This is a genomic window from Mesorhizobium sp. M0601 (assembly GCF_040320845.1).
Taxonomy (GTDB): domain Bacteria; phylum Pseudomonadota; class Alphaproteobacteria; order Rhizobiales; family Rhizobiaceae; genus Mesorhizobium.
The window spans coordinates 1-11,981 of record NZ_JAMYQK010000071.1 but is presented as its reverse complement, the minus strand read 5'-3'; the positions used below and the strand labels follow the sequence as shown (position 1 = coordinate 11,981).

Annotated in this window: 9 protein-coding genes and 1 pseudogene; 3 read left to right on the top strand and 7 right to left on the bottom strand. The window is 60.8% G+C overall.

What is annotated here, in order from left to right; genetic code table 11:
* Positions 1-620: 620 nt before the first annotated feature.
* From NKI41_RS32005 to NKI41_RS31990, 4 genes are all read right to left on the bottom strand, one after another.
* Positions 621-2,666, bottom strand: a complete 2,046-nt coding sequence (locus NKI41_RS32005) for a CHASE2 domain-containing protein (RefSeq protein ID WP_352686943.1) — start codon at positions 2,664-2,666, stop codon at positions 621-623.
* A gap of 15 nt (positions 2,667-2,681) precedes the next feature.
* Positions 2,682-3,506: a FecR family protein gene (locus tag NKI41_RS32000; RefSeq protein ID WP_352686942.1), complete on the bottom strand. Its 825-nt coding sequence runs from the start codon at positions 3,504-3,506 to the stop codon at positions 2,682-2,684.
* Positions 3,503-4,777, bottom strand: coding sequence for a tetratricopeptide repeat protein (locus tag NKI41_RS31995; RefSeq protein ID WP_352686940.1), 1,275 nt, complete (start codon positions 4,775-4,777; stop codon positions 3,503-3,505). Before NKI41_RS31995 ends, NKI41_RS32000 begins: the two co-directional genes overlap by 4 nt.
* A 487-nt stretch (positions 4,778-5,264) precedes the next feature.
* Complete coding sequence (locus NKI41_RS31990; RefSeq protein WP_352686937.1) at positions 5,265-6,452, bottom strand: magnesium transporter; 1,188 nt, start codon at positions 6,450-6,452, stop codon at positions 5,265-5,267.
* A 240-nt stretch (positions 6,453-6,692) separates the two neighbouring features.
* Between NKI41_RS31990 and NKI41_RS31985 the strand changes: the two are divergent.
* Positions 6,693-7,585, top strand: a pseudogene (locus NKI41_RS31985) (sugar phosphate isomerase/epimerase family protein).
* A gap of 317 nt (positions 7,586-7,902) precedes the next feature.
* Here the strand turns inward: NKI41_RS31985 and NKI41_RS31980 are convergent.
* Entirely contained in the window at positions 7,903-8,151 is a 249-nt protein-coding gene (locus tag NKI41_RS31980; protein ID WP_031195030.1) for a helix-turn-helix domain-containing protein, read from the bottom strand.
* 203 nt (positions 8,152-8,354) lie between these two features.
* Here NKI41_RS31980 and NKI41_RS31975 point away from each other — a divergent pair, with 203 nt between their 5' ends.
* Together NKI41_RS31975 and NKI41_RS31970 are read left to right on the top strand one after the other, a co-directional pair.
* Positions 8,355-9,062 (top strand): hypothetical protein, encoded by a 708-nt coding sequence (locus NKI41_RS31975; RefSeq protein ID WP_352686934.1) that lies wholly within the window; start codon positions 8,355-8,357, stop codon positions 9,060-9,062.
* Positions 9,028-9,189, top strand: coding sequence for a DUF2274 domain-containing protein (locus tag NKI41_RS31970; protein ID WP_502901265.1), 162 nt, complete (start codon positions 9,028-9,030; stop codon positions 9,187-9,189). The genes NKI41_RS31975 and NKI41_RS31970 overlap by 35 nt, the downstream gene beginning before the upstream one ends.
* 91 nt (positions 9,190-9,280) lie before the next feature.
* Here the strand turns inward: NKI41_RS31970 and NKI41_RS31965 are convergent, their stop codons facing one another.
* Positions 9,281-10,168: a LysR family transcriptional regulator gene (locus tag NKI41_RS31965; RefSeq protein ID WP_352686932.1), complete on the bottom strand. Its 888-nt coding sequence runs from the start codon at positions 10,166-10,168 to the stop codon at positions 9,281-9,283.
* 559 nt (positions 10,169-10,727) lie between these two features.
* Positions 10,728-11,981: calcium-binding protein (locus NKI41_RS31960; RefSeq protein WP_352686930.1), on the bottom strand; the 1,254-nt coding region annotated here is incomplete at its 5' end.

Below are 11,981 nucleotides of genomic sequence, written 5' to 3'. Positions count from 1 at the left end.
TCTGGTGCTCAGTCCTTGGAATTGCTCGGCGTCTGAAACACGTCGCTCCGGCCATGTCACTGTCAACGCCCACATGCCCAAGGCGCATCGACGCTTGCGTGCGCCGACGCATGCGCTTCCCAACATCCGCGGCGATCGGTTAATGTCGATAGACCGCCCACGCGCCCGACGAGGCCAGCGCCAGCTGCATCGATTGCGTCAGGTTCATAACGGCCATAATCCCGGCCCAGCGAACTCTCTCGTTAGGGCAGCTCGGGGAGTGCTACGGCTGGATGCTCTTGGGAACATCCCGAGCGCATGATCCGGCGGCGAGGATAACAATCTGAACCACGCGCTGCCTCCACATGATGGCGCCGGCGAACTCAACCAAGCCGTGCTGCCATTCGTGGTGAACTGGATAACACGGCCTATCTTCTCGCTCGAAAATTCGGCGGCCTCGACAATCATTGCCAGGGGCACCTCGACCGATTCCTTCGCCGACTATCCGCGTCTCATCGGCTGTCGCGCTGATCCGGATTGACAGCCACCCGCAATTAAAGGGCCATTTGATGACACCTAGGCCTCCCCAGCAGTATTAGTTCACAAAGCAGGTCGGCACCCCTGCGATCCGCCGGACCCGGTCAGCGTGTGCTTCGGGTTCGGGGTGCAAGATCAGGCGGTGCCATTTGCACGGATGGCGGCGAACCAACCACCACGGCAGGGGCGCCAGATTGCTCACCACGTTGGCTCTCCACTTCGCGGCTCATAGCTTGGTGAGCAGCTTGCATCTCCGGAACGGTGAAAACCGGCACCTCGCCCTTGAAACCCTGGAGTTCAAAGGCGCCCGCCTGGACGACCGGCATCGGCGCTCCTGCCGCAAAGCCGGGACCAAGCACTAGGGGGATGCCCAGCTTCTTGGTCGTCGACTCGAGCCGAGCCGTGCGGTTCACCGGAGAGCCGATCGCGGTGTAATCGAAACGCCGTTCGGAGCCGAAATTGCCTACCGAGCAAATGCCCGTCTCGATAGCGACGCCGATTGCGATGGAGGGGTGGCCGTCCGCGCTGAAGGCGGCGTCTTCACGCTTCACCCGTTCGATCAGGGCAAGGCCCGCGCCGAGCGCGCGCTCGCGATGGTCCGGCTGATCAAGCGGCGCGTTCCAGAAGGCCAGCACCGCGTCACCCATGAACTTGTCGATGGTGCCGTCGCGCTTGAGGATCTCATCGGTCGCAATGCCGAGGAAGTGGTTGACCACCTTTGCGATTTCCTGGGTGTCGAGTTGTTCGCTCATCGTCGTGAAGCCGCGTATGTCGCTGAGCAGGATCGTGATCTCGCGCTTCTCGCCGGACAGGATCGCTTCGGTGTCTGAGCTTGCGAGGCGCTGCACCACGGAAGGCGACAGATACTGGGCGAACTGCCGTGCCAGGGTGGACCGGCGCTGCTCGCTGCGCCTGTAGAGAACATAGCCTTCGAAGCCGGCTACCAGGATCGTCGCAAGCGCCGGCTGCAGCGGGTCATAGAGTGCACCCTGCAGGCTGTATTCGAGAGCGCCGAACACGAACGGCGTGACGGCAAGCAGCACGAGAGCCAGGGCACCAAGCACGACACGCCCGGCGAGCACTCCGGAAAGTCCGATGAAAATGACCGCACTGAGGACAAACCAGAGCCGCTCCACCGTGCGCGCATGCGTTGGCTCTGTTAGGTAGCGCCCGGCAAGCAACTGGCCGATTGCATCGGCGTGGATGTCCGCGCCTGGTCGCGCTGGACGTGTCGGGGTGGGCAGGTACTGCGTCAGTCCCACGGCCGACAGATCGACAATGGCGATGGCGTCCCGCAGCCGTGGATCACTGCCGCCCGAAAGGATAGTGCTGGCAGATATACGCGGCGTATCCGTGGCGGTTTCCCAGAGGCGGATGCTCCCCTCCGGCTCGAGCAGCACGATGGCGCCGGCCATCCTGAGTGCGTCGAACCCGGCCGCATTCATCCGGGCTATGTAGCCGTCCTGCCCGGCGTAAAGGCGCAGGAGCTCGAGCGCGAAGGACGGCCACAGCTGCACGCCTTGAGCGGTATTGCGAAGCCACAGCAGTGGCACATGGCGCAGTACGCCGTCGGGATCGGGCAAGGTGCGAATTACGCCGAGGCCCGCGGCGGCGTTGGAGAATTCGGCAAGCGAGCCGGTCAGGCCGGTGAAGCCGGGAAGTGTGTCGGGTACCTGTCCGACGATCGACCAGCCGGCTTTGGGCCCTGCATCTGAAACCGTCGCCTCATTGCCCAGGCTGACAGCAAGCGCCGTTCGATTTTTGGCCAGCGCCGCTGCCAGGCGCTTGTCTCCGGCGATGCCCTCAGGCGAGGTGTCGGCCTCGGGCAGCACCAGCGCAAGTCCGATGACCGCGGCACCGGACTTGGTGATGCCATCGACCAGATCGGCCAAGAGGCCCCGGTTCCAGGGCCATCGCCCATGTGCCTTGAGGCTGGCGTCGTCTATCGAGACAATCACGACAGGATTGCTCGTCGCCTGGCGCGGAGCGAGAAACTGGTAGAAGTCGTACGTCCGCTCACGCAGGCGCGACAGCGGCCCGTCGAAAGCCAAATGGCAAGCGAGCAGCAGGAGCACGACCAAAAGGCCGGATATCTTACTCCTGGCAGCTTGCCGCCAATCAGCCCAGCGCCAACCGACCAAGAGGCTCATGTCGTACGGCCAGGCCTATTCACAGTAGTAGCAGCAACCCTCACCCTGACACTCGCCCTTATTCACGCCGCCGCCCACGGGTGGCGTTGGGGTGTCGGGGAACTCCATGACCACTCCTGGCAATGCGCCGTCGGTGGAGTCGCAGATTTTGAGCGAGCCGCCGAGTGCCGACGCACAAAGTGCGCTTACGTCCAGTCCCGGACCCGGTGCGCCTGGCAGGCCGGTGCCGGCAATCCGGTCGATGCTGTCCAATATCGGGAAGGTGTCGATTCCGCCGTAGCCGGTCAGCAGCTTGCCATCTTCCGATGTGCAGGCGTAGCCCGGGTTTGTGATGACCAGCCGTTTGCCATTGATCGTGCAGGTCATGCGGCCGGCGCGCAGAATGCCGACGGTCTGGCCGGCTGCCACCAGCACTTCGATGATGCCGCCTCTGGCCCCGAGCACCATATGCGGCGTCGCAACCTGCATGACGCCGCCTTTCGAAACCTGGCCGCCATAAAAACGGGCCAGGCCGCTGTTCATCCCGATGTCGATCTTGCCCGATCCGGAGCCCGGATTGTAGACGAACTCGTCGATCGTCAGGCTGGTGTTCGGACCAATCTTGGCGCTCGATTCGTCCCGGAACACCAGCATTCCAAGACCAGTGGGATTGCTGCGCAGCTGGTCACCGAGTTCGACGCCGGCCCCCACGTTCATTGTCCCGCCGTTGTTGCGGACGATGTTGGTCTGGTAGGCCGTCATCGACCCGACCGTCTCAGCGGCGGATGGTGCCGCAAAGGCAAGGCAGGCGATAAAAATGGCGATCTGACGGTACGGGGTCCTCATCGCGGCCTCTTTCAATTGAGCGTCAACGTATAGCTCATGAGCATTTCGAACGATTTTCGGTCGCGGTTGGCGATGTCGAAGTTGGTTTCGCGATAGGCGAGATCGACGCTGATCTTCTGCGCCTCCGTCAGCTGAAAATCGCTTTCCGAGGCAATGCGCCAGAAGTCGCTCTTGATATTTGTGCCGATGCCGACGGACAGATCGGGAGTGTTGCTGTGGCCGGCCGAAAAGGCGATCTGGTGCGACCATGCGAAAAGATCCGGTACGTTCATCAACAGGCCGCCATAGCGGACCTCGCCCGTGTAGCTGTGGCCGATTTCGCCAGATCCGGAGGCGAAGTCATTCGAGCCGACCAGCCGCAGTCCTAGCGCCTGGCCATTGCGGAAGCGGTAGCTGCCGCCCGCCTCATAGAAAACCCTGCTATCGGCGAAAATGCCTTGCGAGGCGCTTAGATCGATGTAGCCGCCGCCTGCGAAAAGCGTCGTTTCGACCGTCGGGCGCACAAGAAAGCGCCCACTGACGCCAATGCCGGTCTCGTGGATATCGCTGTCGAAACGATCCGTAACTGTGAACGCCGAAAGCAACAGGCGCAGCGAATCGATCCCACTATTCGGCAGCCCCTTGTCCCAGGTGATCGCGGCGTTGCCGTGGATAAAAGTCTTCTCGCTGCCCGGAACCGACAGGTCTTCCGTGAAAAAGCGCTGTGTCGCGGTCAACGAGCCTGAAAGAACGAGAGCGTCGGCGCTTGGCGTGCCGAGGTCCCACCGGACAAAGCCTTCCGCCCGCCCATAGGGCGAGACGAAGCTGTCGTCGTCCTGCGCCCCGCCGGGCTCAAAATCGGTAAATGCGCTGAACACGCCGCCGGTCAGGGCGAGTTCCCAGGTGACGCCACGCAACGCGCGCTCGATGCGGGCGAGCAGGCGAACGGCTTCCTGCTGCTCACTTGCGGTAAGGCCGCCTACTTCGATGCCGTACTGCACCTGCCGCCGGGCCAATTCATAGGAGCCGACATGATAGTACAACCGGCTGGCCGCCAGCCGGGCGCGCGCATCGCGGGGGTATTTGATCAGATACTGCTCGATCGAGGAGATCGCCTGATCGTATTGTCCCGCGTTGACGGCAACTGTGACGAACTGGGCGAGCGTTCCGTTGTCGGCAGGACTGGAGATGCGGGCCGAAAACGCATCGTCATATGCCGTAAAAAGACCTTGTGCGCCGGCCGGCAATACGCCGGTACAAAGCAGCGCTGCGGCGAAGCCGAAGATCGTTCGAAACGAAGATTGCATGCCGAGAACCCACCCCAAACCCGACTAGTGCGAAGGATTTAGCACGACTCCAAGAAAAAGGCGACTGAACTGTCACCAGACCATGCGAGTCTCAGCAGCTGTTGCAGCGGCGCAACAAACTATCGGGTTTATTCGTATTTCGGCCGCGCTGGTTGTCAAGACATCTTCTCAGCGTTGCTGTACATAATTGAAGTATTCGGCACCAGTGGCAACTAACTAAAATCATCATCAGTGGCGGACCGCACAGACGACAAGATTAATATTGTTCGCGCGATTCTGCGCGTGTCTGGTCACCGAATGAGGCTTCAAGGTCACCCACGGCTCATCCAAAGGTCTTCCGTTGCGTTGCGCAATGGGTCGGAGAGCTGCCGGAAGGTGCTTCTCACGACGCGTGCGCGATGCGGCCTGGCTCTTGCTGTTTCGTTGAACGCGACGAGGTCAGCTTATCGCCCCCGACTCCCAGGGACGCGTCACCGGACGCGTCTTGCTACAGCACGAGCATGGTGGCCAGCCCCAGCATCAGGCCCATGCCTACAATATCGGTCACGGTGGTGAGGAAGATCGCCGAGGCGACCGCCGGATCGGCGCCGACCCGGCGCAGGCCCAACGGGATCAGCACGCCGGAGATTCCGGACATGAGACACGATCCGGACATGGCAAGCAGGATCACAAGTGCCAGCATCGGCGCTTGGGCCGCCGACTCCGGTTGCCGCGAGGCGTAGAACCACATCGCCGCAGCCGCAACAAGGCCGACGAGCACGCCGTTGGCGATCCCGAGCGCGCCCTCCCGCATCACCAGGTGCAGCTTCGGTCGTTTGTCCACATCCCCCAGGGCAAGGCCACGCAGCGTCATAGCGAGTGCCTGGCAGCCGGTGTTTCCGCTCTGCCCGGCCAAGACCGGGAGGAACGCCGCCAGGGCGACGATCTTCTCGATCGTGCCTGTGAATGAACTGACCACGAAAGCGGCCATGAAGGCCGTTAGCAGGTTCAGCTGCAGCCACGGATGACGCTTCAAGAAGGCTGAAAACAGCGGCGTAAAAGAACGCTCCTCCTTCTGGACACCCACCATCTGGCCAGACTGGGCGGAAATCTCGATGATTTGCTGCTCGAACAAGCGCCAGCCGCGAACCTGCCCGAGCAGCCGGTTCTCCGCGTCCACCACCGGATAGACAGGGTACTGACGGCGTACTGCTGCCTTGCAGGCGTCGCTCAAAGACAGACCGACATTAAGGGCGAACGGCCTGGGCAGCATGATCTGATCCACCGTCGCGTCCGCTTCGCTCAGCATCAGATCGCGCAGGACCACCAGGCCAACCAGTTTATTGCCCTCGTCCGTGACGTAGAGATAAGTGAGCTCGGTCGGCACCTTGGCGCGTCTGACCGCCTCCACTGCGGCGGCAACCGTCGTCGCGACAGGAACGCTGGCGGGAATCGGGTCCATCAGCTCGACGAGCGAGTCGGGGACCGCGAAATCCTTGCCACCGCCATGAGACCTGATGGGCCGCATATGCGGTGGCAAATGCTCGGCCACCTTACGGGCGTGCCCGTCCGGCAACAGCTTTAGTGTGTCGCGGATGAACTCGGGAGATTCTCGGGCCAGCAATTCAGCCGCGTCATCAGGTGCTCGAGCCCGCAGCGTGCGCACCAACTTCTGAACGTCGTTCTCTTCTTTCATTTGCTGCGGCCCCCAATTGAAAGTCACATAATATGTAAAGTATCGGATCGCACCAGTGCGGAAATACAACAGCTTCTTTCGGCCCCAGCAGTCCGTCTGATGGCTCTCGAAGTTATTGGCCTCTTATGAGTTGATTTACGCCGACTGACGTCAGCAGTGACGCCGCAGACGCCATCTCACCCTGGGGTGATCCGGACCGGCCCGGAATTCCCGGCTGGACTCTTATGGGCCGTCCTTCATATGGGCAACGTCGTTGCAGTCAGCTTCAATTCAATCTCTGCCAATGGCGGGTTGGAGAGTCTTGCAGCGGATCTCCGCAGCGTTGCCGATATGGGCGTCGAAGCCGTCGAACTGGGATTGACGACCCTCGACCTCATAGCGGTGGCCGTGTCGTCCCTGAAAGAGCCGAGAGGCTTGTCGCGCTGACCGGCCAATTCGTTTTCCGCTGTTCGGTTCACGGCGTCGTCTCATCGAACCTCATGGACCCTGCGGTCAGCCGCTACCACATTGATGCTGCAAGGGCCCTGGTCGAACTCTGCGATCGGATCGATGCGCGCGTGCTTGTCGAGCATAGTGGGCATTTTCGCGCCGACCAGGTTCTCGAACGAGCCGGTGCGGAGGAACGCGAACGCGAAGCGTTGTTCGAGCTTGCCGAGTTCTGCAAGCCCTATGGTGTGCGCATCGCCTTCGAGAACCTCTTCGCCATGGAACCGGTCAGTGCCGGCAGACCCCGGCCGAGGTGGCGCAGACGGTGAAGGCGGTCGGCCATCCCAACCTGGTGGCGCTCATCAATTTCAGCCACACTTATATTGGATCCACCCATCGCGGCTTGACCTTCCGCGAGCAACTGCGGGCGATGGCACCAGTGGCAGGGCACCTGCATGTCCATGACTCCTTCGGGCGCCCGCAGGGCTTCCACAGGACCTATCCCGCAGGAGGATGCAGCGCTGGGTATAGGCGACCTGCACATGCTTCTCGGCTGGGGCGATATCGAATGGGATGACATCTTCAGTGAGCCGGCCTTCTTGCCGGGGACCGTCCTCATCATGGAAATCGGATCCCGCTGTCGCAACGACCAGCCTGATTGCCTGGCCCCGGGCAAAAACCCTCACCGCCTTGAACAATCGCGCTGAGCGCGGAGCGGCGGAGTAAAGGTCGAGCACTTGGCTTGGCCGCTCCTCGGCCGTCGAGCGGGGCAGGGGCCGGAAACATCCCAATCACCAGCCAATGGCCAGCCGGGCAGTCGACTGATTTTTGCTCTGTGCAATCGCTTGCCTCCTCACCACCTCGGCTCTCAGCTTCGCCGGGGATGCTCTCGCATTCCGGGTGAGGGCAATCGATCCGTAACCATGAAAATCGTAAGTTGAGCTGGCAGATGGACATGCGCAACCACCATCGAAGACATGCCGGAGGTGGATGAACGAAGCCTTTGCCGTCCGTTTGCAACAAGTTATTTACTTTCTAGAGGGCGTGCCAGCCGCACGCCAGGCCCGCCGCCATTTTCGGGAATGAATTCCACGCCACCGGCCTCTAACGCACGCTTCAGTGCTTCGATCGTCACCTGGTTGGCCTTCAACATGCCAGCGAGTGGCTCAAGCCGCTTAATGGTCGCGACCGACACTTTCGACTTTGCGGCGAGGGCTTTCTGATCCCATTGCAAAAGTGCGCGGGCTGCTCGCAACTGCTCACTCGTTATCATCGTTATACCTAACGCATCATTTGATGCTAAAAGTCTTGACTATACCGACGGTTTCGTTTAAGACTGTAGAGTGGATAATGCGCTCGCTCAGCCCTGGACAACTCGACCGGTGGCAGGACGAGCGCGTGTGAAACGGCCGAATAAGGTGGTGCAACACCTTACCCGGCCTGACCACAACCCTAAGCTTTTGAGGAGCTCGGATCATGGCTGATTCCGACAATATCACGAGTCTGCCATTCGTCACCCGCAGGCGAGTGCTTGCGGGAACCGTGGTGGCTACTACCGCGTGGACGCTTGAAAGTAACGCGTCCGCAGGCGACGTCCGAACGACCAATGTGCCTTCTGACCCAGCGCTGGCGCTTCGGCGGGAATGGCAGACAGCCCACAAGTTAACTAATCGGCTTTGCCGCAGGCAGCAGCGCCTGGAGACCAAGCTTGTCGAATGCGTCGGCTTTCCTTGTGTGGACGTCCGCCTGCCCGATGGCGAGGAACTAACAGTCTACTCGATCGAGGCGCTCGATCAGGTGCTCGGGAACGGGCCGGATACCGCCGCTCTCCGAGAGAGGGCCGAATCTGAGTTTGCTGCGCATCAGGCACGCTGGGATGCGGCTGCTGAGAAGACCGGTTACATTGCTGCCCTCAGAGCCGAACGCGAAGCTGGCGAGCGGACGAAGGATCTTCTGGAAGCCTTCTCAACGACCCCCGCTACGACTCTCGCCGGTGTGGCATGCAAGCTCGATGCCGTATTGTGTGAGGGCGAGGCCTGGGAGGAATGCTCCGAATTTCCTTGGCCGCAAATCCGTTCAGCGCTCGGTGACCTGGCGCGCATCGCCGAAGGCATTGGTGCTGACCGAGTGCGGCGCCGAAGGATCCCTCATGACCAAGCTGAAACTCTCCGCCCTTCCCGATGACCGTCCGGTCAAGATCACGGTCGAACTGCCCGGCGCCGTTCATTGCGATCTCGTCGCCTATGCTGAATTGCTCGGCCGCGACGGACAGATAGTCGCCGATCCGGCAAAGCTGATATACCGATGCTGACCCGGTTTATGACAAGACAGAGCGTTTGCCAGAACCCGACGAACCCTGAAGCCGGGACGAGTGTTCCGGGTTTATGCCAGTCGGACGGCCGTCAGGGCGAATACCGATCACGCAGGAACTCGATGAAGACCGGCAGTGCAGGATTGGCGTTATCCGGGCGCCAGCGGGCAAAATTGTAGATCTGGACTGGCTTGATCCCGATCCGCAGCTTACGGCAGACTGCACCTTCAGGAATAATATTGGCATCTCCATCGTGGATCAGAGCGACACCAAGACCATTTTCGACAAGGCGCAGAAGGATGCCCGCACTGACGTGATGTTCAACAACTGCGGGAAGCTGTACACTGCTTCCAACAGCATCGGCTAGGAGAAATGCTTCGCCCCTGCGCACTAGCAGCGTCTCCTGGCCTAGCTCCGACCACTCGATCACGGAATTGCTTGCGAGAGGATGATTGGAAGCAACAACGACGGCTAAGGTATCGTTCCACAATCTCAGTTCGAATGCGCCGCCAGTAGATCGGGAGGAGGAAGTGACGGTGACGTCGACGTCCGTCTCGCCCAAGGCAACCCCGAATTCAGGGTGAGATCCTTCGATCAAGCTCACGGTCACATTTGAATGACATTTCCCGAACTCGAGGACCGCATCCAGCGCTCGCCCGGCAAGGATGAGCCCGTTGGCGCCGATGCAAAGTCTTTGGTGTTGGTCTTTGAACCCGGTCCTAGCCAGCGTCAGAGTATTGTCCAGTTCGAGCAGCACGGACCGTAGACGACCAAGGAAACGCTCGCCGGCCGGGGTCGGGCCCACGCCGCCGGCATGGCGATGAAATATTCTCGTTCCCATCGCGTATTCGAGATCGCGTATGCGCCGGCTGAGCGCGGTGTGATGGATCCCGGCGCGCCGCGCCGCGCGCAGAAAGCTGCCCTCCTCGGCGACTACAAGCGCATAATTGAGAGTCGCTAGTTGAATGGAGCTCCGCATCTCTGCTCGACGTCTAGGTGGCGACAAATCGCACACGTTTGAGCGCTTTTGGCCGCGGCGGGCTATCATCAAATCTCAGTATTGACACTGATGAGGCCACCGACGCCTCTTATGAAAGAAACCACGGACGTCAGGTGGCGTGCAGCAATCTCTCGCGATCACCGGGAGCGATCCCGAATGCGCATCGGAGTAGACGAACTCGAGTGTGTGTGTGTGTGTATGCTTTGCGCCGCCTTCACCTGAGGGGAACATTTAACCTTGAGTGGCACTCATGGTCGGCCACGGCGCCTCGCCGTCATTCATGCTGCGTCGGTACGGTGGGTCCGCTGACAGGGGAGGGCTCGCACGAGCCGATCAGCCATGGCAGGGCGCTCGCAGCGATGGTCCCGAAGGACACTCACTCGAAAGAGACCACTCGTTTTTTCGCTCATCTAATGGACGGCTCGCCCGCTAGCTCCAGGGACAACACCGGCCAAAACATCTATCTCGGAATTCCGGTGCTTGAACAAAGACAAAGCGGCGGACCGTCTCGAATTGAAGGTCCGCCGTTCCGGGTCGTTCAGATCACAAGGAACGAACCTGCCGTAAGCGACAGACCTGGAGAGAGAGTGGCGAACTGTATTTGAGCTGCGCCACCGATCCCGTCGCTGTCGAAAGAGAGCGCCCCGGTTGAGCTGTTGTAGATTATATGGTCGGAACTGTCATGCGCAGCCGTGCCAGCAAAGAAAGCATCGGATGAAAGGCCGCCCAACTTAAGCCCGGCAAAAACGGCGTCGTCGAGCTGGATCTTGTCCTGGAGCTTGTTGAAGTCGGTGACCTTGTCGATATTGCCGGCTCCAAGAGCGCTGTTGAACACGAAGGCATCATTGCCTCCGTTACCGGTCAAGATGTCGGCACCTCGTCCGCCGTTGATGACATTGGCGCCGGCATTGCCCAGGATGGCTTGGTTAAGCTCATTCCCAGTGAGATTGATCGCCGTTGTGCCCGACGGATTGACGGTGGCGAGAAGCTCGATCTCCTGCCCGGATAAAAGGACATGGCTCACCGAGGCGAGAACTTTGTCAGTGCCACCATCAACCGCCTCGTACACCCTATCGCCGGCGTTATCGACATAGTAGGTGTCGTTGCCGCGGTAGCCTGCCATCATGTCACCACCGCTGCCGCCGTCGATGACATTGGCGCCGGCATTGCCCAGGATGGTTTGAGCGAACTCGTTGCCGGTGAGGTTGATGGCTGTGGTACCTGAAGAGTTCGTTGTACCGAGAAGCTCGATCTCCGAGCCGGCCGCAAGCGCATGACTTACTGAGGCGAGCACCTTGTCGGTACCGCCGCCCACCGCCTCAATGACCTTGTCACCGGCATTGTCGACAAAGTAGGCGTCGTTACCACCATAGCCGCTCATCGTGTCAGCGCCGCCGAGGCCGTTGATGACGTTGGCGCCGGCGTTGCCCTGGATGGTCTGGGCAAACGCATTGCCAATGAGGTTGATTGCCGATGTGCCGGACGGGTTGTTGGTGGCAAGAATCTCAATCTCCGAGCCGGCCAAAAGGGCATGGCTTACAGCAGCGAACACCCTGTCTGTACCACCGCCCACCGCCTCGACCACCCTGTCGGCGGCATTGTCGACGTAATAGGTGTCATTACCGCCATAGCCGACCATCTTGTCGGCGCCGCCGAGGCCGTTGATGACATTGGCGCCGGCATTGCCCTGGATAGTCTGGGCGAATTCATTGCCGTTGAGATTGATTGCCGTCGTGCCGGACGGATTGCTGGTGGCGAGAAGTTCGATCTCCGATCCGGCCGCAAGCGCATG